Origin of the sequence: Caldicellulosiruptor obsidiansis OB47 (assembly GCF_000145215.1) — a bacterium.
In the GTDB taxonomy this organism is placed as follows: Bacteria; Bacillota; Thermoanaerobacteria; order Caldicellulosiruptorales; family Caldicellulosiruptoraceae; genus Caldicellulosiruptor; species Caldicellulosiruptor obsidiansis.
Window position 1 is genome coordinate 1,919,689 of the sequence record NC_014392.1, and the last position, 23,380, is coordinate 1,943,068.

General features: G+C 33.6%; 18 protein-coding genes, 3 tRNA genes and 1 pseudogene. 11 read left to right on the forward strand and 11 right to left on the reverse strand.

Going from position 1 to position 23,380, the window contains the following annotated elements; translation table 11 throughout:
* Positions 1 to 26: 26 nt before the first annotated feature.
* Positions 27 to 248, forward strand: coding sequence for an FmdB family zinc ribbon protein (locus COB47_RS08955; RefSeq protein ID WP_013291058.1), 222 nt, complete (start codon positions 27 to 29; stop codon positions 246 to 248).
* Here COB47_RS08955 and COB47_RS08960 read toward each other — a convergent pair.
* Positions 245 to 1,388: pseudogene (locus COB47_RS08960) on the reverse strand (IS481 family transposase). The gene COB47_RS08955 and the pseudogene COB47_RS08960 sit on opposite strands and share 4 nt — an antisense overlap.
* 244 nt (positions 1,389 to 1,632) lie before the next feature.
* On the opposite strand from COB47_RS08960, the gene COB47_RS08965 reads away from it, so the two are divergent.
* Both COB47_RS08965 and COB47_RS08970 read left to right on the forward strand, forming a co-directional pair.
* Positions 1,633 to 1,720 (forward strand) — tRNA-Leu (locus tag COB47_RS08965).
* A 73-nt stretch (positions 1,721 to 1,793) separates the two neighbouring features.
* Positions 1,794 to 1,870: transfer RNA gene (locus COB47_RS08970), tRNA-Arg, on the forward strand.
* 46 nt (positions 1,871 to 1,916) lie between these two features.
* Here the strand turns inward: COB47_RS08970 and COB47_RS08975 are convergent.
* A complete protein-coding gene (locus tag COB47_RS08975) occupies positions 1,917 to 2,498 on the reverse strand; it encodes a Uma2 family endonuclease (RefSeq protein WP_013291059.1) in 582 nt (193 codons plus the stop codon).
* Positions 2,479 to 3,336, reverse strand: coding sequence for a helix-turn-helix domain-containing protein (locus COB47_RS08980; RefSeq protein WP_013291060.1), 858 nt, complete (start codon positions 3,334 to 3,336; stop codon positions 2,479 to 2,481). Before COB47_RS08980 ends, COB47_RS08975 begins: the two co-directional genes overlap by 20 nt.
* A 203-nt stretch (positions 3,337 to 3,539) precedes the next feature.
* Here COB47_RS08980 and COB47_RS08985 point away from each other — a divergent pair, with 203 nt between their 5' ends.
* From COB47_RS08985 to COB47_RS09010, 7 genes are all read left to right on the forward strand, one after another.
* Positions 3,540 to 3,758 carry a helix-turn-helix domain-containing protein gene (locus COB47_RS08985; protein WP_013291061.1) on the forward strand — a complete coding sequence of 73 codons (219 nt, stop codon included), beginning with the start codon at positions 3,540 to 3,542 and terminating at the stop codon, positions 3,756 to 3,758.
* A 96-nt stretch (positions 3,759 to 3,854) separates the two neighbouring features.
* The gene (locus COB47_RS08990; RefSeq protein WP_013291062.1) at positions 3,855 to 5,549 is read left to right on the forward strand and encodes a DnaB-like helicase N-terminal domain-containing protein; all 1,695 of its coding nucleotides are present in this window, start codon (positions 3,855 to 3,857) and stop codon (positions 5,547 to 5,549) included.
* 361 nt (positions 5,550 to 5,910) lie between these two features.
* A complete protein-coding gene (locus COB47_RS12330) occupies positions 5,911 to 6,084 on the forward strand; it encodes a hypothetical protein (protein ID WP_013291063.1) in 174 nt (57 codons plus the stop codon).
* 20 nt (positions 6,085 to 6,104) lie between these two features.
* A complete protein-coding gene (locus COB47_RS08995) occupies positions 6,105 to 6,584 on the forward strand; it encodes a hypothetical protein (RefSeq protein ID WP_013291064.1) in 480 nt (159 codons plus the stop codon).
* The gene (locus COB47_RS09000) at positions 6,584 to 6,886 is read left to right on the forward strand and encodes a DUF6809 family protein (protein ID WP_013291065.1); all 303 of its coding nucleotides are present in this window, start codon (positions 6,584 to 6,586) and stop codon (positions 6,884 to 6,886) included. The genes COB47_RS08995 and COB47_RS09000 overlap by 1 nt, the downstream gene beginning before the upstream one ends.
* A 168-nt stretch (positions 6,887 to 7,054) precedes the next feature.
* Positions 7,055 to 7,540: a hypothetical protein gene (locus COB47_RS09005; protein WP_013291066.1), complete on the forward strand. Its 486-nt coding sequence runs from the start codon at positions 7,055 to 7,057 to the stop codon at positions 7,538 to 7,540.
* Positions 7,541 to 7,569: 29 nt separating this feature from the next.
* Complete coding sequence (locus COB47_RS09010; RefSeq protein ID WP_013291067.1) at positions 7,570 to 8,502, forward strand: sigma-70 family RNA polymerase sigma factor; 933 nt, start codon at positions 7,570 to 7,572, stop codon at positions 8,500 to 8,502.
* A gap of 1,875 nt (positions 8,503 to 10,377) precedes the next feature.
* On the opposite strand, the gene COB47_RS09020 is transcribed toward COB47_RS09010, so the two are convergent.
* On the reverse strand, positions 10,378 to 10,959 hold the full coding sequence (locus COB47_RS09020) for a Uma2 family endonuclease (RefSeq protein WP_013291068.1): 582 nt from the start codon (positions 10,957 to 10,959) through the stop codon (positions 10,378 to 10,380).
* 452 nt (positions 10,960 to 11,411) lie between these two features.
* Positions 11,412 to 12,806: an alpha-glucosidase/alpha-galactosidase gene (locus COB47_RS09030; protein WP_013291070.1), complete on the reverse strand. Its 1,395-nt coding sequence runs from the start codon at positions 12,804 to 12,806 to the stop codon at positions 11,412 to 11,414.
* A gap of 188 nt (positions 12,807 to 12,994) precedes the next feature.
* Between COB47_RS09030 and COB47_RS09035 the strand changes: the two genes are divergently transcribed.
* Positions 12,995 to 13,070 (forward strand) — tRNA-Trp (locus COB47_RS09035).
* 759 nt (positions 13,071 to 13,829) lie between these two features.
* Here the strand turns inward: COB47_RS09035 and COB47_RS09040 are convergent.
* The 6 genes from COB47_RS09040 to COB47_RS09065 all read right to left on the reverse strand — a co-directional run bounded on the left by COB47_RS09040 (position 13,830) and on the right by COB47_RS09065 (position 23,371).
* Positions 13,830 to 15,410, reverse strand: a complete 1,581-nt coding sequence (locus tag COB47_RS09040; RefSeq protein ID WP_013291072.1) for an ABC transporter substrate-binding protein — start codon at positions 15,408 to 15,410, stop codon at positions 13,830 to 13,832.
* Between the two features lie 31 nt (positions 15,411 to 15,441).
* The gene (locus COB47_RS09045; protein ID WP_013291073.1) at positions 15,442 to 16,335 is read right to left on the reverse strand and encodes a carbohydrate ABC transporter permease; all 894 of its coding nucleotides are present in this window, start codon (positions 16,333 to 16,335) and stop codon (positions 15,442 to 15,444) included.
* A 16-nt stretch (positions 16,336 to 16,351) separates the two neighbouring features.
* Positions 16,352 to 17,299: an ABC transporter permease gene (locus tag COB47_RS09050; protein WP_013291074.1), complete on the reverse strand. Its 948-nt coding sequence runs from the start codon at positions 17,297 to 17,299 to the stop codon at positions 16,352 to 16,354.
* Positions 17,300 to 17,399: 100 nt separating this feature from the next.
* Positions 17,400 to 18,995: a type 2 periplasmic-binding domain-containing protein gene (locus COB47_RS09055; protein ID WP_013291075.1), complete on the reverse strand. Its 1,596-nt coding sequence runs from the start codon at positions 18,993 to 18,995 to the stop codon at positions 17,400 to 17,402.
* A gap of 205 nt (positions 18,996 to 19,200) precedes the next feature.
* A complete protein-coding gene (locus COB47_RS09060; protein WP_013291076.1) occupies positions 19,201 to 21,528 on the reverse strand; it encodes a helix-turn-helix domain-containing protein in 2,328 nt (775 codons plus the stop codon).
* Positions 21,529 to 21,781: 253 nt separating this feature from the next.
* A complete protein-coding gene (locus COB47_RS09065; protein WP_013291077.1) occupies positions 21,782 to 23,371 on the reverse strand; it encodes an FMN-binding glutamate synthase family protein in 1,590 nt (529 codons plus the stop codon).
* Between the last annotated feature and the right edge of the window lie 9 nt (positions 23,372 to 23,380).

Consider the following 23,380-nt stretch of genomic DNA (forward strand, 5'->3'; position numbering starts at 1 on the left):
AATTTTAGGTGAAGGTGACCAAAAAGATGTTTTATACATTTATTTGCAACAGCTGTCAAGAAGTTTTTGAAATAAAAGCGTCAATTTCAGAAATCTCAAATGGCCTTAAAGTCGTCTGTCCAAAATGTGCTTCAAGTGACGTCACAAGAGATTACTCAAAAATAAACATTGGAACATCTGCAGGAAGTGGTGCAAAAAGTAGCAGTTGTAGTACATGCTCAGGCTCAAAAGGTTGTTGTGGAAGCTAAAAATAATTTTGAGCTTTTTTTAAAAACAGCTGGTATAATAAAAAATGGCACGTGGTGAAGACATATCTACCACCTAATTTATTGCAGAACAAGGAATGAAAAGCCACTTTCTTTAATAAGTTTTAAAGAAGTGAAGTAGAAAATTGAAATATATGGGAGGAGACCAGAATTTTTGAATCTATGAATTTTTCAAATGGTGTCCTCCCATTCATTCCCTTGCCACTATGAGGTCTAAAAAAGTTCCACGTATCTTGCCATCTCTGAGCTCGTTGAATAAAGTCATCTTTGTTTTTACATCTCTCAGCATGAATCATTAAAAAATATTCGTCATCTGCTTCTTTGGTGAATTTTCAATTACTCCCATCAAGTGTTTTGCTTTTGGTGGGATAGGATTTAGTTCTACACCCAAAATAGAAAACATCTCATTCCACTCCTTTAGCTTTCTTTCACTTCCTCCGCAAAATTCTTCTCCATTGTCCAATCGGATTTTTATTGGGTTTCTTACATTATGTGTTCTTAACCATAAAGCAACCAAGGATATAAACATAAATCCAAAAGCAAATGAAAGCTCATAGGAAGTAGGCTGTAAATCTTGCTCTTGTTGCAATATCTATCATGTTCCACTCATAGCAAGGTAAATTGTATTTTTTCATATGTTCGTATACTTCTTTTGGGAGGCTGTCTTTGTCTAAAAGGTGTTTTGTATCAAGTTGAAACTCAGAAAAAGGAATGAGGGCTTCATAATCATACAAACTTATTTCACCCTTTTTTGTCTTTCTTGTTTTTCTTGGTATGGCGTTTTTTTTGAGAATAGACTTTATTGTATTTTCGCTTATTTTAATACCATATTTTCTGAGCAGGTAAAGAGATAAACGTCTGTATTCTAAAGCCAGTTCTTTTAGATTCTTTGATTATGAGATTTTCAAGTTCAGAAGAAAGTTTTCTGGGGCAAGTTTTAGGTTTTCTTGATTTGTCCTCAAGGGGACCATATATTGCTCTTCTTACAGTATGCCTTGATACACCTAATATTTTAGCAGTTTTTGATACGTTTTTGTTATTTGCTTCAAAGACTTTTCGGACTAATTCTCTTGCTTTTTCGGGAGATATTTTTCTTATTTCGTGATATGATATAATATTCATAGTAGGCTGCCCTCCCATCCTGGTAGTTTTTTGATTTTTCTTTTGAATGGAAGATTACACTTTTTAATTATATTCATGTCAGGAGGGAGGCAGCCTCAATTCTTTTTATGAGTTTCTCCTCACTATTTTCGCACATTTTTTCGCTGTGGTAAATATCTTTACACCTATTCGAGCGCAAATTTGAAAAATGTATTGACAAATTCAAAAGAGCTCTTTATAATATATAATGCAAAGTCAATGAGGTGCCGAGATGGTGGAATTGGCAGACACGCTACTTTGAGGGGGTAGTGGGCGTTATGCCCGTGCGAGTTCGAGTCTCGCTCTCGGCACCAATTAAAAAAGCAAATAAGGCCCTATAAAAAGGGCTTTATTTTTTATTCAACAATTGAAAAATGTATGGCATGCGCGCCCATAGCTCAATTGGATAGAGCATCAGACTACGGATCTGAGGGTTGGGGGTTCGAGTCCTCCTGGGCGCGCCATTTATTTTCAAGGGTTTTGAGGTTTGGAATAATATCGGGCAGGTTGTTATAACACCTCTTTGATTTGAGCAAAGTCTATTATAAGGTCTTCAAAAATACCAACCTTGACCTTGTCATTGAAGGTGTATAGTTCTGGTGGCAGGTAATCTTCGGTATCTTTGAGTCTGTATACTAAAATTGTTTGATTGTTAGGGTTAACAATCAAATATTCTTTGACTTTATACTGATTATACAGGTTCAGCTTTCTTACATAGTCGTGAGATGGATTATATTCAGATACAACCTCAATTATCATCTCAGGAGCTCCAACACAGCCTTTATCAGTGAGTTTTTTCTTATCGCATATGATTGATATATCAGGCTGGACAACGTTGATTGCCTGTTTTTCATCCTGTCCTTCCTCAACAAGAACAACATCAAATGGAGCTGTATATACTTTGCAGGGTTTGTTGTTTTGCTTAATATAATTCCCAATGATTAGTGTAAGTTCAAAAATAATTTCTTGGTGCACTCTTGAAGGTGCATGGCTCATATCATAGATGACACCATCAATTAGCTCTACCCTTGCGTCTTCTGGGAGCTCAAGGTAATCTGCATATGTGTAAAACTTAGGTATCCTTGCTTCCATTGGATTCACCTTCTTTGTTGTTTCGTTTGGATATTATAGACCTAAAATAATTTATCACAGAATCTTTACCATACTCTTCAAACAAATAATCAAATCTGGGGACTTCTCCAAAGCGAATTCTAGCATAAAATAATCTTGTTAAATCTGCAAATTTTAGCATAAGACTAGAAATAAGATCATTTAATTCACCTATACGCTCTTCTATTTTTTTTATTTCGTTATTATATTTCTCATAGATTGGAGTTAAATTTTCAAGATTGTCAGAGTGTTTTAAAATTTCTTCCATTACACTGTATATAAAATCATCATGATAAAATAAAATATGCCTAAGAGTATTATTTTGCAATAAATCTTCTACATTACTCCAATAGTTATATAGAAGTAAAAATATTTTCTTTATAATATTTTGCCATAGTTTAGTATCACTGGACTCCAATAATACATAATAAAAGACAGTGGCAGCACTATTCATTAATGGTTCTAATATTTCTTCGATAAATGTTCCAGTTTCCTTTTCTATTTTTTCATCCCTTCTAATTTCTTCAAGTTTTTTGTTCATTATAACTTCTTTCAAACTTTCACCAACAGTTCTTTCAAACTTACTTCTTTTGGATATTTGTTCTTCTACTGTTCTATATTCACTTCTGCCGATAAGATAGTCCACTGTCACATTAAAATAATCAGCAATTTTAAGTAATGTGTCAAAATTAGGCTCCCTGTGTCCATTCTCATAATTCGCTATAGTTTGCGTAGAAACTCCTAAAATTTCTGCCAAATCACTTCTTGAAATATTCTTTTCTTCTCTAAGTTCTTTAAGTCTAAATCTAAATAAATTCACTCAACCACCACCAAAAACTATTCGTTTAATTCTCATTATAAAACAAACTTAGAGAATTAACAATATTAAACTGAATGAATTTATCTATAAAGACTTAAAACTATATGTTGACAAATACATTTAGTTTGATATAATAATATTAAAAAAACAAAGCGAATAATTTAGGATGATATTAAAAAACATCAAAAAAAGGAGTGTTATGAATGGAACTATATAATGCAAACCCCCAGCGCGACAAAATAGAAAAACTCACAATCAGCATTAAAGAAGCTGCTCAAATGCTTGGCATTTCGTACAATGTTATGCTCACTTTGGTACACAGAAAAGACTTCCCCAAAATCTTGGCTGGGCAGCGACGAATCCTCATACCCAAAGAAGCTTTCATGCGTTGGGTCAATGAACAAGCTTGCCAAAATAAATAACAGGTACTTACCATGTAATCGCTGCTCTATTCGGTCATCGGTAGGGTGGCTTGATAATTGCTGTTTGTTGGTTGTTATACTGAGGAGTGATTTAAAATGAAAGAAATATCTAATAATATGTCAAATTCAAGCTTGTATTCCTTAGAAGCGGAAGAAGCAGAAAAAGCAGTTGTCGGTTCGATGATAATTAACCAAGATGTGATACAGGAAGTTGAAAAAGTTTTAAGCAAAGAAGACTTTTATAATGCCAATCTTAGTATAATTTTTGAAGCAATTATAAGCCTTTACAAAAGCAAAAGCCCTGTAGATATAATCACAGTTACAGAAGAACTGAAAAAGAGAAACCTTTTAGAAGTTGTTGGTGGGCAGGAGTATTTGACTAATATTATGTTTGATGTACCTACAACAGCTAATGTAATGTATTACGCAAAAGTTGTAAAACAAAAATCAATATTAAGGAGAGCAATAAAGAAAAGTGAACTACTTTTGAACACGTTACAAACTGGCGACATAAAGCAAGCTAAGCATCTTTTATTGGATTTGACAAATGAAACAAGTTTTATCGAAAACGAACAATATGAAAGTCTCAAGGTTCTGAGTATTTCTGAAGCTGCAGAAAATGATAGACGACAAGGAACAAATCTTTGGCTTGTACAAAATTTTATACCAGAAAAAGGTCTTGTGATTTTTTCAGGAAGACCTAAGCATGGTAAAACCACTGTGTTATATAAAATTATCTCTGATATCGTTTCAGACAGACCATGTTTTGGTCGAATTACAAAAAGTACAAAGGTCTTGTGGCTAACATTTGAGAACTCTTATTCCTCAGTTGAAGAAGGACTTTTGAACCACAATTGTTTAAACATCAATAACATCCTCACAATAGACTTATCAAACCAAAAAGAAATGTTGAACGTCGAAACATTAGTAAAAATAGCAAAGAAAAATGATTGTAATTTAATAATATTGGAACCAATGACAAGTTTGAGCGAATTAGCTAAACTTGGACAGGCAAATAAACTCTCTTATGAGGCTATATATGCTACTCTAATACCGATAATGCAGACCATGAAAAAAGAAGGTCTTTGCTTTATCGGGGTAAGACACAGTAGTAAAGGTAAAGGAACTTTGAACGATATCACCGATGTTATAGATGCACCGATGGGTTCCACAGCTTTTTCAGCAGCTGCTGACGCATTAATTGGTTTTGGATTGCCACCAAACGCTGAAAAAAGTACTCAGCGTCGCATTATGGCAATAGGACGCGATGTTCAGCTTGATTGTTTGTTGGAGTATGATATTGAAAAAGGTTGCTACACTGAGTTAGGCGAAATGATAATTGAAAAGCAATTATCAGACCTTGAAAACAAAGTCTATAAATATCTAAAGAACAATACAGCAGCTACTCCAAAGGAGATTGCTAAGAATACAGGCTTAAACCAAGGAAGTATTAGAAGTGCTTTACATCGATTAGTTGAAAAAGGATTAGTTATAAAAATTTCAAGTTATTATTCATTGCCCGCTAATAACAACCATGAAAATAATAATAATTCTGCAACAGTTGCAACACTTGCAACAGTTGCAACACTTGCAACACTTGCAACAGATGCAACAGTGGTCAAAAGAGATAAACTGTTGCAAGGTGTTGCAGATGCTTTGCAACACTCAGAAAATGAGATTTTACAAGGGTTTGAAGAGGATAAAACATATAGCGTTGCAAACGTTGCAGGTGTTGCAAAAACAGAAGACGATATGACATATGAAGAAATAAAACAAAAAATTAAAAAATAGAAATTAAAAAAAACAACCAAAAATTTTATTCTATATACAATAGAAAACTTGACTATAAAAGAAATTGACAGCTTCTTAGTGCATCAGCAAATTCCTTGCTTAGGATGTGGGCAATCAATAAATTATGTGTCAGCTATTGGTGGTTATTATTGTAGCAACTGTGGAGAAACAATCACGGTAGAAGTTAAGCAACCAGTGTCAGCTTTTAACTAATCAACTTAGAATGTGCCTGAGCCTATGTGCCTGTGCCGTAAGAAAATTTGTAGCTTACCCATTGGGGATTTAAAATAAAATTTCAAAACATGTCAGCAATTTAAATTCAGATAAAAAACAAAATTCTTATTGAAAGGAGATGTTTTCAATGTCCAAAAAGGTTGTTATTGAACTTGAAGAACTTGAATATTTTTTGGATTATTTGAACGACAAAGTTTTTGATGGTTACAAGAGAGAAACAACAAAAGCAATTAAAGAATTTCTTGAAGATCTTAAAAAACGCAACAGACTTTCAACAGACAAACGCAACTCATATTATTAAACGAAGGGAGAGGTTTTACAATGCCAAAGGTAACAGTGAACATACCAAAGCCAGTCTATGACAAGCTTTGCAAGCTTGCAGTTGAAGGCAGGTCTATTGATGAGATTATAATACATGCAAGTGGAGTTTTGATTGACACCATAAGAAGAGCAACAAAAAGAAAGCTGGAGACAGCACACTGGTTTACAATTGCCTCTGCTATTGATATGGATTACAGAAAGTTTTTGATTGCATTTTTGGACGAAGGCACAGAGCTATTCACATCAATTTACGAAAAACACAACAAAACTGGTAACATTCGAGAATGTGCTCAGACTTTGAGAGTTATTATCTTGCTTGAATACTTAAAAGAGTGTTTGCTCAATGAAGGAATTGAAAGCTTGGTAGAACTCAGATATACTCCATTGGATGAAGAACTCAAGTTTTGGCAGGACAAAGGCTTTACAATTCCACAGACCCTTTTTTTAAAATCTAAATCAGAAAGTGAGGCGATTTATTAATGACAACAATTGAAAAAACTCAAATGAACGATGTTTTTGAAAAAGTCTTTAGGCAGCTAACAGTTGAACTTGTAAACTACAGGTCTAAAGAGATTCTGAAAGACCAAGAGTATTTAAAGACCACAGGCGAAATTGATATCCTTAAGGCAAAGCTCAAAGAACTGATAAGCGAGGAAGCAAAGAAGATTTACGAAGAGATTGAAGAGCTCCAGAGTTATTTGTGTGCTATCTATGAACTGCACGGTTACAAACAAGGTTTTAAGGATGGCGCAAAGCTGACAGCAAAGCTTTTGTTTGAGTAGAAGCCTGCATTTGAACCGATGGGAAGAAAAACATGTGAATATGGTAAAGCACCCTAACAAACAGGGTGTTTTTTTTATTGCAAACTCATGGCAAGCTTATGACAAAATTCGACATAAAAGCTTTTTTAGTGGTATAATCAGAATAGAACATAAGTTTGAGGTGGTAAAATGTTTTGTTACGATTGGGATAGTTTGAAACGTGAATTTATACTTGGCAGTTATGGAACCCTTAAAGAGTTTGCAGAAGCTAAAAATATAAGCTATGGACTTTTAAGAAACAAAGCAAAAGGCTGGACTCAAGAGAAAAAAGAACTAAGCAAAACCAAAAACCAGCTTATAGTTGAAAAGACACTCCAAAAGCAGATAGAAAAAGCAAGTGACTATAACACTTTACACGTTGAGTTTTGGAACAGACTGCTTGAATTGGTGTGGGAAGCTTTACATGATGATAAGACTATCAAGACCAAGGAAGGCAAGATAAACATTTATGCACTTGAAAAGTTGGCTTTGGTGGTTGAAAAGGTGCAGAAAGGACAGAGACTTGCTCTTGGACTTGATGAGAAAAAAGATGGCCACAGCGAGGAACTTCTCCAGAGAATGAGAGAAATTGTCCAAGCACTCCATCAACCAGATGAAACTTCTGTTGTAAACTAAGTTTGCAGCCAAAGGAGTGTTAATAACAAATGGAACTTCTAATTGCCAATCAGCTTGACAATCTACATCGACAGCTTCTAATTGCCAACAACTTAAAGCTTGTGTATCACGTTGCAAACAAGTTTATGCCATGTCCTAAGGGTTACATGTATGAAGTTGATGATTTGATTTCTGAAGGTTACTTTGGATTAGTTGTGGCAGCTAATAATTACAAACCAGAACTGGGAACACCATTTTCAAGTTATGCTTGCAAAGTTATTGAAAGCAAGATAAAAAGAAGTCTGCCAAAGTACAAATTGTCTTCTGCTATCTCTTTGGACAGTCCAGTATCAAAAGAACCAGAAGAAGATTCATCTACACTTGGAGAGATAATCTCAGATGGTTATTCAGTTGAAAAGGAAGTTATCAGAAAAGACACTCTTGATAGGCTCCAAAGATTTTTTGATACCTTGACCGATGAGGAAAAAGAGAGGGTTTTATATTACATCTCCACAGGAAAAAATCCACCTGCCAGCGATATACTGTTTAGAAAGGCAAGAAGGAAGATAATAGCCAGAATGAGGCAAGAGCAGTTTGAGGCAGACCTTGACGACTTGACAGTATTCATATCCTGTCCAGCTGTGCATGTGGCAGCAGGCAAAGAATATTTTTCATCTCCAGTTGAAGCTGCAGTTTTGGCAAGAGAAGAGAAAAGAAAACAGCTTGAAGTTTTGTCTTGTATTCCTCAATTGGACAAGCTAAGACAATTAAAACAACAAGGTGAACAGGATAGAATGAAACTACTTGCTGCCAAGTGGGAAGTGGAAGAGTTCATAGAAAGAAATTGGGATAATCTCACAATCCACAATATTAGACTTCTCAAAGACTACTTTGTTTTTTGTCTTTCGCATTTGTCCATGGTGCAAAAGTATGGTAGCAACTACAGGGAACAAATAAAGAGAATAATAAAAAAGATGGTGTGATAAAAAATATTCTTGCTAAAAAAGCTAAAAAAGCTAAAAAAGTCGTGAAATTAGAGCTATCAAGGGGTTTAATATACCCCTTTTTTAGCAGGCAATGCTAAAAAAGTTACAAGAAAAGCCTAAAACCCTTGTGGCGACTTAATTACACGTTTGCTAAAAAAGTGCTAAAAAAGTCTTTATACCAATTGGGGGTATACAAACTTCAACTCATCCCCCCACCTTCAAGGTAGAGCTTGCCAGTGGGGACCGGCGGGGTGGCCCTTCGAAAACCTCGGAATGGGCTTCCACACGAGGGGGGTTAAAACAAACAAAAATCGACAAAAGTTTTTATTTTGCGCAAAAAAGAAGGAAAAACATTTTTAATTGTCTAAAAACAGGCAAAATTTAGGTTGTCAAACGTGACAAAAGTACAAATCAAGCGTGCAGTTCAAAAGTTGATGGAATAGAAGGGACGAGTTAAGTATTACTGAAGTCATCAGTAAATTTTCAAAAGGACATTTTGTGTCTTTTTGATTTTTTGGCAGAAATTAAAATAGAACCTCATATCACAGGACACAGGCGACGAAATTCGTTTTCTGTAGCCTTGAGAGGTATAGTCTAACTTGAAACCTCTAAAAGAACAGTTTGAATTGTTCTTTGTAAAAGACAAAAAATCAAAAGCTCAAAACGATCTTTTGAAAATCCTAAAAGCGTAGCTTTGAGTTATGTTGTTGCAAACTTGGATTTTAACAAGGGGTCGATAAGTTATCGAGGGCTAAAAAGTGTTTGAAGAACACAAAGAACAGAAGATATAAGGCTTTGACCGCAGTGGTCAAACTTTATTCTAAAGTAAAAAACTTCTCAAAAAGAGGAAATTAAAACTGCTAAGCAGCAGTCAAAATTTATTCTTGAGAAATCCAGAGATTTCGGAGTCCCTAAAAAGGCTCCAACAAACAAGGACAATAAAAAGACAGATAAGAGTAACAAGACAATGGGAAGAGATAGAAAATCTCTGGAGCTTTTATACTTGGAACCGACAGACAGGGACTTATATTGCTTTTAGATGACAATAACATGAACATGCTAAGAAATGCTAACCTTTGGAGAACGCTCTACAAGAAAATTTAAAGGGCATTCTAACTTAGAACATCCTAAAAGCAGGGTGTCGAAATTCACGACATCCTGAAAGCTATCCCGAGATTTCCGAGTCCCTAAAAAAGACGCATCTCTGATTTGGGAAGTCATCTCATAGGGATAGGGTATTGCAAATCTCTGCTGCTTTTCAATCAGGACCGACGCGCTGGAGTTTGCATATGTGACCGCAAGTTTTCAATGTTTTTTGGGGCTTGTCTGTTCTTTGCAGGCTTGAGTTTGAACTCCAGAATTTTGAGCCAAAAAGCTACTTAGTAAAACTTAAGGTTTTGAACTTGAGTAAACTTGAGGATTACAAAAAGTTGGCAGTTGCAAGTCCAGTATTAAACATTTTTGCTAATCATACCGTTGTTTATGAGGTATGCCCAAGAATCAAGGTGGTTAATTTATATGTCCAAATCATTTTGAAGCGTTTTAGAGGCTTTTTATGAGGCATTGAGACAAAAACTGTATAACACTGTGGACGTTTGCAGTATAAAGATTTTCGCAAAATATAGATAAGATTTTACTACAGCTACTACAGCTACACTACAGCTACCGAAATAAAAAAATGTGCTTTTTATTGAGCTGGAATAAATTTTCAAAGTTTTGCAAACAAGATATATCAAGCAATTTATGACCTGTTAAAGTTTGTAAAATAGCATTTCCTCAATCTACGGATCTGAGGGTTGGGGGTTCGAGTCCTCCTGGGCGCGCCATTTATTTTCAAGGGTTTTGAGGTTTGGAATAATATCGGGCAGGTTGTTATAACACCTCTTTGATTTGAGCAAAGTCTATTATAAGGTCTTCAAAAATACCAACCTTGACCTTGTCATTGAAGGTGTATAGTTCTGGTGGCAGGTAATCTTCGGTATCTTTGAGTCTGTATACTAAAATTGTTTGATTGTTAGGGTTAACAATCAAATATTCTTTGACTTTATACTGATTATACAGGTTCAGCTTTCTTACATAGTCGTGAGATGGATTATATTCAGATACAACCTCAATTATCATCTCAGGAGCTCCAACACAGCCTTTATCAGTGAGTTTTTTCTTATCGCATATGATTGATATATCAGGCTGGACAACGTTGATTGCCTGTTTTTCATCCTGTCCTTCCTCAACAAGAACAACATCAAATGGAGCTGTATATACTTTGCAGGGTTTGTTGTTTTGCTTAATATAATTCCCAATGATTAGTGTAAGTTCAAAAATAATTTCTTGGTGCACTCTTGAAGGTGCATGGCTTATATCATAGATGACACCATCAATTAGCTCTACTCTTGCGTTTTGTGGAAACCCAAGATAGTCTGCATAAGTGTAAACCTTAGATATTCTTTCTTCTATCTAAATCACCTTCTTTGTTGTATTCTTTCGAGTTTGCGTAATAAACTGTACTGGTAAAATAAATCTAATAAACTTACTAAATTTTTTAACAAATCAAATACAAGAGTCTCTAAAGAACCTACCAAATCATCTGAAACTTCAAGTCTTTGTCTAATTAATTCAATATATTTCCTAAATTTTTGAATCTCTAATGAGCTTTGTAAATCTAACAAGTTGACAAGGTATTCCAATAATAATGTTTCCTTTTTGTACATTATACTACTAAATAAATATAAGTGAAACTTTTTTGTCGATTTCTCAAATTTGAAGAGTTATGACAAAGTAAAGCTAATAACGAAACATTAATATCATTAAATTAAAATTTCAAATTCAAATATAGTACAACAATAAAGGGGCTCGTTATGAGACACATAACAAGCCCCTGATGGTTATTTTTGAAATTGTTGTAATCCTTACAAGCCTAAATATGCCAAATACTTTTTAGTGTTATTTATCATCTCATCAAAAAGCTGCTCAGCTTTGTTCTGCGGTAGTCTTTCAACTGCAGGGTCATTTAAGAATGCTCTTTTTGCAAGGTTCAAGTCCTTTTCTAAAGCAGCTTTAACTATAAGTTCTTGATTGCTGATATGCCTTGTCATTATGCTTGCCAAATCTGAAGGTAGCTTTCCTGCATAGACAGGTCTGACGTCATCATGGGTAAACACTGCATTTGTCTCAACTATAGCTCCTATTGGAAGATTTGGTATTTGACCCATATTTGGTAAATTCACGTTTGTCACCAACGTATCCAAACCTAAAATAGCTTTCATCTGCATAACTCCCTCTTCTCCAGAAGGATTCAATGGAACTTCTTTTTGGTCAGATGCGTATTCTTTGCTAAGTTTAATCAATTCTTCTCTGTGTTTAATTCGCCATTCGACAGGTGTCAAGTTGAATTTCCATTTATAAACTGTCTCTTTGTCTCTAAGATAAATGTATGGGACAAATTCAGCCAAGTGTCTATCACCTGCTGCAGCAATAAGTCCAAAGCGTTTAAATAAGTCAAACTTCACTCTATTTGCAGAAGCAAAATAATCTTTTTCCCACAATCCTTTTGTTTTTTCAAAACCTTCTTCATAATATTTGTGCACAAATTCCTTGTAAAGAGGGAATAAATCATGAGTTTTATATGATGCTTTATCAAACCACGTAAAATGATTTATACCAAGAACATTTACCTTGATTTCTCTTCTTGAGATTTCTCTTTCTTCTCCTAAAAATTCTTTTACAACTTCGGTCAAAAGCTTCTGGGTACCAAAAACTTCATGACAGCAGCCAAAAGCTTTTATTTTAGGAAATACTTCATATAGGGCTTTTAAGCATATAGCCATTGGATTTGTGTAATTGATAACCCAAGCATCTGGACAATTTCTCTTTATAGCTTCTGCAAATTCAACATACATAGGAACAGTCCTAAGTCCTCTGATAAGACCTCCTGGACCTGTTGTGTCACCTACAGACTGGTATATACCATATTTCTCAGGAGCATGGACATCCGAATACATCTCTTCAAATGTCCCAGGCAAAATCGAAATGATAATAAAATCTGCACCATATAAAGCTTCATCTAAGCTCTCTACAGCAACATATTTCCACTTCCCCACTATCTCAGGTTTGCTTGAAAGCTTATTGCCTATTACTTCATTTGTCTTAGCAGCTTCAAAATCAATATCATAAAGTCTAACAGTACCACTCAAGTCTTTTTCTAACGCTAAATCAGTCATCAACCTCCATGCCCAGCCGCGTGAACCCCCACCAATGTATGCTATATTGATTTGTTTCTGTTGTTCTGATGTGGTATTCAACATTACTCCCTCCTATAATAATTGTGAATTTCAAATAAATTATATCACAAATCTCACTCAAAACCAAACCATTATTATCTTTAACTTTCATTTATACCCAGCATATCTGGTTTTTTCTTTGACTTTTCAAAAGTGTATCCTAAAAAGATATTGACAATTCTACATCTCTTCCCTTATAATAAATTAGGTGTAGGGGCGTAGCTCAATTGGCAGAGTAGCGGTCTCCAAAACCGTCGGCTGGGGGTTCGAGTCCCTCCGCCCCTGCCATGTTTTGAGACAACTGAATTTGCAGCGTGGAAAAAGTAGCAGCAAAAATACAACCGATGGTCTCCCCTAATCAGCAAAAAGGTGAAAGAGGAGACTTTTTTTATGCCTAGAAAAGGAAAAATTAAGAATATAGATACACTATGGTTAAAAGACATGATTAACCTTTTCATTAGTTTTAAGCAAGCTGATGGGTTGTGTGAAATGAATTCAGCAAGTACATTGATTTTTCCAAATAAATAGATGAACACACACTAAAGTTAGCTGTGATTGAATTCTTCAAATCCAAAACAAACAAGCAACCTATAACTAACTTATAATTATTCCTATTCAAATTTTCTTACATTTCTGAATGGCAAAAAATAACTTCTTATTATAAAATCTAATTAAAACCCAAAGATTATAACAAGTTTTTAAGCTGTTGAAGACAATGAAATATCAATCATGCTTTTGAACTTCAATATGAAATGGGATATGAAGGCATCAGTACCACTAAAATATTTTGCAATTAATACAGCAGTATAGAAGATGACAATATATAGCAGAAAGCCTATTAAACAACTTTGTAAAAAGAATAATTAAGCTGAAAAGATTGATTAAACCTTATCAAAATATTGAAAAGATAATAGAGGCTGTCCAAAAGAGAAGCAGACAGCCTCTATTTATTTACTGCATAGTTAAATATTATTATTCAATAGTATCAAATATTTTTTGTTGTTAAGAAGTTGTTATTTCTAATATTTCCTTTTATTTTTTTAATCCTTATTTCTTGGCTCTATTATATGCATTTATCCTAATTGTTATCAAACGTTGCAACCCAATTTTGTTTAAAACATTTAAATATTGCTGCCAATCTTTGTTATTGCTTGGATCTAACTGACCTGTTACAAATTTCATGCAATACTCATCTACAACTGCCATAATATTTGATTCTAGCTCAGCCCTTTCTGCCATTTCTTCTTTTGTAAACATCATGGGTTCTTCTCTTATATAATAATATTTTGGTCTATTCATAAACGTTTTCGCAAGTTCTGCATATATAGGAGCATATGTCTCTACAGCTTGAGGATATGCTACCATAAAGCCGTTTGGCGCTGCAAATGGAAAACCATAATCTTGTAAACTATACTTTCCTGAGGGATTGGTTGGAGTTTGAATATGGTTTAGATATACATATTTATCCCCTTCTTTTTTATAAGTAACACCATATTCACCATAAGTGTGGAATATCTGTCCTTCTTCACTCAGTGCCCAATTTAAATATTGAAGAAGCCTTTCTAATTTTTCTTTGCTTATACTTGAATTAAATCCGTTGCCATCTGCAAAATGCAAAGGATTTCTTTTGAAAAAGTAAGCTTTTCCAGGATATGCTGTTGGTACATCCTTGGACCATACCCAGTTTGTATCTTTATCTGTATTTCTATATAGATTATTGTAAGTTCCTATATTTGCAGGATATGCCCACATAATTATTCCTTGCCCTTGGGTTCTAAACTTATCTAACTGATCACGAGTTGCTGTAGCATATTCTTTCCAAATGCAACCTGCTTTATAAAGTTTGTTTATCAAAATTAGAGCTTGGCGATAGTTGTTCTGATTAAATGCAAAAGGCACAAACTTTTTGGTAAGCGGGTCTACATAAGAAATCTGTCGTGGCGCAAGTTCAGGTAAACCATACATCAAAAATATTCCTGTAAATGCCCAAAGACTTAAGTTACCAGAGACAGCATTCGCGTGTAAATATACAACCTTTCCAGTTTTCTGGTGTAATAATATACATGTTTTGTAAAATTCATCAACTGTAGTTGGGAATTTCAAATTGTATTTATCGAATATTTCTTTCCTATATAAGAAAGCCATATCAACTGGTGCAATTCTTCTTCCATGAAATGAATATACCTTACCATCACTATAACGTACTATTTTGTAAAGGTAATCCCATTCTTCTTTTGTCCATATCTTTAAGTAGTTCGGCCATTTCTTTTTTATTTCCTCCGGTGTAAATCCAATTAAATATCCTGCAGCTATCCATTCGTTTAAATTATATTCTGGTCTAAGCGCACGTATCCAATCTGGTGCCATATTACTTGCAAAAAGTAAAGACATTTTAGTAACATAATCACTTTGAGGAATATAAATGGTTTTTAAATCTATTCCAAATTTTTCTCTCAACTTCTTTTTGTATAAATCTGCCACTGCAGGCGGTTGATTAGAGGTGGTATGAGTAGTGATTGTGATTAATTTTTTCGAAGTAGCTGCTTTCCCAAATGAGAATCCTAAGGTTAAAACAGAAACCATAAAAGTAATTGTCAGTAAAATCACAAACATTTTTTTGCATTTCATTTCTTGCATCCTCCCTCTTGTGCATATTTTTTTAATCTTTTAATGAACCAATCATAACACCTTTAACAAAATACTTTTGTACAAATGGATATATAGCTAACATTGGTACCATCGAGACAAAGAGTGTTGCATATTTCACCCCCTTTGCGTTGATTAAACCTAATTCTTGTCTTGCACTCAAATCACCTGCTTCAGCAGCCTGCTGAAGCGTCTGGGCAAGCATTATAATATCTCTCAAAACAAGCTGCAGAGGAAATTTTTTCTGGTCACTTAAGAATATCATGGCATTAAACCATGAATTCCAATGCCCAACAGCATAATAAAGTCCTACAGTTGCAAGAGCTGCTTTAGAAAGCGGTAAAACTATTCTTGTAAATATAACAAATTCATTTGCACCATCAAGATATGCTGATTCTTCTAATTCATGAGGTATGTTCTGGAAGAATGTTCGCATAATTATCAAGTTAGTAGTACTAATTGCACCTGGTAAAATCAAAGCCCACATAGTATCATATAGTCCTAAGTTTTTGACTAATATAAAAAGTGGAATCAAGCCCCCTGAAAAATACATAGTTATTATAACAAGCCAAGTATAGAAAGATTTTAATGGTAAATTCTTTCTTGACAGTGGATAAGCAAAAGAAGTTGTCAAAATAAGGTTAATCAATGTTCCTACAATGGTATAAATAACCGAATTCTTAAAAGCTCTGGGAACTGTCCCTGCCGTAAATATCATTTTGTATGAATCCAATGTAAAACCAATCGGAAAAATTGTAACTATACCTTTATTATTTGCATCCGCACTACTTAAAGATGAAGCAAAAACATTTAGCACAGGATATAAAGTAACTATTAATACAAATATCATAGTAGTGTGTACAATTATTGTTAGAATTTTTGTTGACAACGAATTATCTTTCACCATATAAATTTCGCCTCCACTAAAAGAGTGCTGTTTCTGTAACTTTTTTTGTAATCTTGTTTGCTATAATTAGTATTGTAAGATTAATTAAAGAGTTAAATAAACCTATTGCAGTTGTATAACTATATTCACCATATACAAGTCCTCTTCTATAAACATAAGTACTTATAACGTCTGATGTTTCATAATTAAGCGGACTTTGCATAAGTAAAACTTTTTCTGCACCCAGTGACATAATATGTCCAATTCTCAAAAGCAGCATTATAACAATAGTGGGCATTATTGATGGTATCGAAATATACCTCATCATCTGCACTCTTGTTGCACCATCTATTACAGCACCTTCATAAAGTTCAGGATTTACATTGCTAAGTGCTGCTATATAAATTATTGCTCCCCAACCCATATGTTGCCATATGTCACTTATTATATATAATGGTCGAAACCATTTAGGATCAGCCATAAAATATATGGTTGGTAACCCCATTTTTTGAAGTATCATATTTATAATACCATCTGTTGGAGATAAAAACATTACCATCATACCAATTATTGCTGGAAGAGAAATAAAGTGAGGTAAATAACTAACTGTTTGTACAAACCTTTTATAAAAACCATCTCGAAGCTCATTTAGAAAAAGAGCAAATAATATTGGCAGAGGAAATACAAATATTATCTGATAAATATTTAGAAGAACTGTATTTCTAATCAACCGCCAAAAGAACGGATTTTCAAAAAACCTTATAAAGTGTTTAAATCCTACCCACTCACTTCCCAATATACCTTTTCTAAAATTATAATCTTTAAACGCAATAATAACTCCATACATAGGAATATAATGAAATATTATGTAATAAAGAACGCCTGGTAATGCTAATAGATGAAGATATTTTGTCTTTTTTATGGATTTCCAAAATTCTTTAAAACGATTACGAAACCTTTCTTTTTGTGACAATGTAACTTCCACTTTTATCACCTCATAAAAGATTGTAATTTGTCATTTATAAGAGTTCTTTAAAGAGGACTGCTCTTTTTGGTGAAAGTTTCAAGAGCAGTCCCTCAAATAGTTATTTTCTATTTATATAACGATTATAAGCTTGTTGATATATCTTTATTGCCTCGTCTATTCTCATTCTTTTTAATCCCTTTCTCAGCTGTTCAACATCGTTGATTTTTCCTGTCATAAGCCTTACAAACATCTCGTCATAATATGTGTTTACAACATTCATAATATCTGCCAGCTTTTTTGCCTCATCCGAAGTAAACGAAAGAATAGGCAAAAGTTTTGTATTAGATGCATATCTCCAATTTTCGCTCGCTTCTTTTTGTTGTGGAAGTCCTAACCCTATTTGAAGAGCATTTTCTTTAGCCTGAATAAACGGACCACCAAATGAAGCACAAGCGTATTTTGCAAGTGCAGAAGGTCTATCAAGCTGTGGATTGTTCATAACTTCATCTGTATATACAGGACGTCCATCTTTTATAACATAACTTTTACCCAACACACCAAAATTGAGTGCCATGAATCCTTCTTTACTCCATCCCCAGTCGAGAACTTTTATGGCAAGAGGAATATTTTTGCAAGATGTTGTAATAGCAGCACCACTTTTAGCAAATTGAGGTTCACGGTGACCAAATTCTGGTTTTTGCCCCTTTTTAAGAACTGGATACTTAACTCCCATTAAATCCTTTTTTAAGTTTACAAAGAAAGCTAAGTCGCCACCTATTAATCCCAAAAAAGAACCTATTAAATCATTCTGAATATTTGCCCTGATTATATCTCTGTTCATAGTAAGTACATCTGGATCAATCAATCCTTCCTTCCACCATTTTTGAAGTGTCTTTATAAAATCTGAATACTGAGGCTTTAAAGGTCCATATTGAATCTTATTGTTTTCAACAAAGAAATCTGTCTTTATACCCCATGCCCCCACTAAAAAGCTGCAATAATCAAATGCTCTTCTTGGGCTTGTTGCTCCACCTAAGCTTATGGAAAATGGTCTTTCATCGTTTTTCCCATTTCCATTAAGGTCATTATTCTTGAAAGCTTTTAACATTTTATACCATTCATCAACAGTTTCGGGTGGATTTATTTTTAATTTGCTTAACCAATCTTTTCTTACAATTGGTCCATAGAAGGTACCTTGAATTTCAGGATCTTCTCTCAAATAAGGGAAACAATAAAGATCTCCAGTATCAGTTACTATCATTTTTTTCACATCAGGATGTTTTGATAAATATGACTTAAAATTTGGAGCATATTTGTCTACATATTCATTAAGCCTTATAATCACTTTGTCTTGTAAAGCTTTCATCGGACCACCCGGATAACTGTCTATCCAATTCCAGTAAATAATATCAGGGAGCTTTTTAGATGCAATCATCAAGTTCAGTTGGTCTTGAGCTGCAGTGCCTCCCATTGGAGGATGGATAAATTGAATATTTACATTTAACTTTTTCATAAGAAGTTGATATGCTGCAATCTTGCTAAAGTTATCATACGAAACAGCAACTTTAGAATCCATCTGTACAAAATAAGTAATAGTAGGTTTTGTAGCTGCAAAATTCATTTTAGGATTTATTGCTAATAAGCCAATCACAAAAACAAATACCACAAGAATACTACAAAATCTCCATACTTTTAATTTCTTTTTGCCGAACATTGAATTTAGCCTCCTTATTCTCCGTTAATTTTTTCTAGTTTCAAATCTATAGCAAGGTGCATATTTTATCAACTTTCAACTATTTAGAAAGAGCAACAATTTCTTAGGCTGGTACACATTCACTTTTTAAAATCAATGTACATTTTTATAGAAAAAACAAACCCCCTGCTATAACAGGGGGTAGCTTCTAAATAAATTTTTTTGTTCAAACTTCTCTTAGTCTTTCACAAAACTCACTTGGCAAGATTCCAATTACCTTTTTAAAAGCTCTTCTAAACGTATGAGCATTTGTGTATCCTACCATTTTAGCAACCTCATCAATGTTGTATTTTTCCTCTCTTAAAAGTTCACATGCCTTTTCAATTCGCAGTTTTTCAATATAATCACTAAACTTCATACCTGTCTGTTCTTTGAAAAAGAAAGAAAAATAAGAATTTGAAAGATCAAAATGCGACGCAACAAAAGAAATACTCATTTGAGAGTTATACAAATTAGAATTAATAAACTCCAATATTTTTTCTATTAATTTTTCATTATGACTCTTTTTATTTTTATCCATCATTTTGGAAGTATCAATAAATTTTTGAACAATCTGGTTAAATGCTGCTTCTAAATCCTGTCTTTCCCTAAAAACAAACAATTCTTTCAATTCAACATTAGAGAACACCGTATCATCGCATTTGTTAATTACTTTGATAAATGTTGCTAACAACTCATTTAGGAATATAATTTTTAGATTTTTACTCAAGGTACTTTCTTTAAAATTTTTCTCAAAAAGCATGTCGAATAAAGATCTTAAGTCATTAAATCGTCCTGCTAAGGTAAGTGAAATAATCTTTTCTTCTATTTCTAATGGATAATAAATTACATTTGACCTTTGCCATTCATCGGCATTAATTATACTGTTTCCAATATCTTCATATCTCAAAGAGATGTTTTCCAATACTTCTTTAGCATCCAAAAATGCAAACTGAACATCAAATAAATTTTGACATACTCTACCCAAAACTACCAAAGGAGTTATTGAAAATTTTTCATTTATTTCTCTCTGAACTGTCTCAAACAAATCTTCTGCACGTTTTTTTACTTCATAAACATCATCTATGTTAAATCCAACTAAAACAGCAATATCATTTTCAGATATTGGATGTAAATAAACTGTCCCCTCATAATTCTTTTTTAATATTTCCTCAACAGAAATTCTATACAAATCCAATTCATTAAGTATCCTCTTAGTAGCTTTTTGATATTCTCTTAATATCCTCATAATTGCAATTGCAAAGTTTTTTGAATCTATATTAAAATTCAAATATTTTATAAGTTTTTCAATTTTACTCTTATCATCGTATTGACCATACAAAAGCCTTTCAAAAAAGATTTCACGTAATACAAATTGCTGGGTTTCAAGTCTTCTTGAAAGCTCTATTTCACTCTGTATTAGATTTGAAATTTCCTTTTTAATGATATCAAATTCTTTTTCTTCATTATTTAAAACTGGTCTTATCAGCTTCAAAATCCCCAAAATTTCAGATATAGGTTTTTCATTTTTATATGCAAAAATAGTAGAAATTAATAATCCTAAAATCAAGGCAGTGAGCAACACAGCAGTTGCAACATTTCTTAAAAAATATACTTCCTTCATAACCATTTCAATAGGAAATTCTACTATGTACATCCAATTATTTATTTGAGATTTTACATATGTTCTTATTATCCTGCCTCTGCTTCCTCTTACAATAATAAATCCTTGAGTTCTATCAAAATCAGATAAATTTATATGTTGCGATAGTTTGGGACTTACTAAATAAGAAGAAATTATAGAACCATTTTCTGAAATAATGTAAGCATTTCCTTTTAAATTTTCTACTATTTTACTAAGTAAACTTCGAATTTTCTCCTCATTAATAAAGACTGCAATAACTCCATCAGGATTACGCTTTTTCCAAAATGGAAATGAATAAGTGTATGTTATCACTTCCTTATTCTCTCCATTAATCACAACCTTTTCTTTAGGTAAAAAATCTTTAAAATGAAATGTATTAAACAGATAATCATACCACTGTTTAAATGACATTTTACTATATCTAAAGTTATTTTTGTAGAATTCCTCCATTTCAAAATAAAGAACAGAATTATAATAAACAGTATCACTATGTCTCATAGCAACCAAAAGTGATATATCAAGTTCATCCTTTAAATTAGAAACAATTTTACAGAAGTTATTGTAATACTCCCAAAACCAGTAAACATCTGGTGAGCCTTCTTTGGGCGTATCCAATGTTGAAATCCACTGAAGTTTTGAATCATAAGCCATCTTTATTGCTATTTCATCTATTTTTTCCATTTTACTATCAATAAAGTTTTTCAATTGATTTAAGAGAAACAAGGTTGAATTCACCGAATTTTTTTGAACAACGGTGAAAGAAGTATTAAATACAATCAACGACAATAATAAAGGAATCAAAAGTATAGAGACATACGAAATCAAAAACCTTTTGAATACAAACGATTTCTTAAATTTCTCCAATAACATAAGTGAAACTAAGCCCCCTGTCAATTAACTCTTTCTTTACAAATAATATATTAAATCATGGCAATATATAAGTCAACCTCAATAAATATTATTTAAAGATTAACTTTATTTTTGTTTAATATGACTATTTTATTTCTCTCGAGGGTACAAATTAAAAAAATACTTTTTACTGTTATGTTTATTGGTAATTCTTGTAACAAAAAAGCCACAGAGGACATCATTCCCTGTGGCTTTAAATTTATTTATTAAAATTTTACTCCTCTAAAATTCTTTCTGCTTCCTCTCTGTATGCATCCATTACATAAGGAATACCAGAAACTTTAGCTGCATCCTCTGTCAGAGCAATTAAATCTTTTCTTGAAATTGTAGAGATTCTGAAGTTTCTTGAACCAGCCATCAGCTGTTGCAAACCTGTTTTGAACTTTTGCACAAATGTGTAAATACCAATTGCACCAAGAGGAATGTTCTTTATCTCATCACCATACTTTTCACGAAGCTCTTCATATGTTATAAAGATCTCTTCGGGTGTTGTACCATACTTCGATACTGTCTTCGGAAGATTGCCTTCTTTTAACCACTTCTCAATATTCTTGCCCACCATCCCTGGTATCATCAATGCTCTTCCCATACAAACAGCTTTTACATATGGTGCACCCATTGCAATTGCCTTGAACACTCCATCTTCTGTTGAAAAACCACCTGCAATTGCAAGGTCAGGAACTCTGAAACCTTTCTTTGTAAGTTTTTCAGCAAACTGATATGCCAGAGCTTCCAAGTAAAATGTTGGAATCCCCCACTCGTTCATCATTGGCCACGGGCTCATGCCTGTACCACCCGGTGCACCATCAATTGTTATTAAATCAAGTTTTGCCTCAGCACCAAATCTTAGTGCCATAGCAAGCTCTACAGCTGAGTATGCACCTGTTTTGAGTGTTATCCTCTTAAATCCAAGTTTTCTTAGTCTTTCTATTTCTTTTAGGAAGCTTTCTTTTTCTACAAATCCAAGCCTGGAATGTCTCTCAAATTCTCTTATTGCACCTCTTTTAAATGCTTCCTGAACATCTTTTTGGGTTGGGTCTGGCAGCACAACATATCCTCTCTTTTTGAGCTCTAAAGCTCTTTCTAAGCTTTTTACCTTTATCTCACCACCAATACATTTTGCACCCTGTCCCCATTTAAGTTCTATTGTATCAAGTCCATGCTTTTCAATAACATATTCTGCAACACCAAGGCGAGTATCTTCAACATTCATCTGGACTAAAATCTCGCCCCAACCTTCATGAAATCTTTTATAAGTATTTATTCTCCTATCCATCTCAGGAGAATTTTTTACCTTGCCATCTGATGTAAGTTCAAGCTCAGGATCAACTCCACAGACATTCTCACCACAAACAAGTGTAATACCAGAAATTGCTGCTCCTACAGCAAAATGTTCCCAGTTCTTGCGCGCAATTTCTGTTGAACCAAGTGCACCAGTAAAAACAGGAACTTTCATTTTTACTTTCTTTTCCCAACCATATTCTGTTGTTGTATCAACATTTGGGAATATAGCTGTATCTGGATTTGGTTCAACTCCTTCAGGAAGTCCTTTTGCTCCAACTGCATAACCCTGAATGTTAAGATGAGAATAATCAACAGGATAATTCTTATCAGCACCCGCAGTAACTTCTCCAAATGGTCCGGGATACAAAACCTCTCTTCCTCTAAAAGACGCCAAAAAGATTTCACAATTTCCTTGACACCCATCCACACATCTTGTACAAAGTCCTGACATAGGAACAACATCTTTTGAACGGTTAAACGTGCCTGTTGCTTCATTTGCATTTGGTCTTCTTAGATTCATCTTACAACC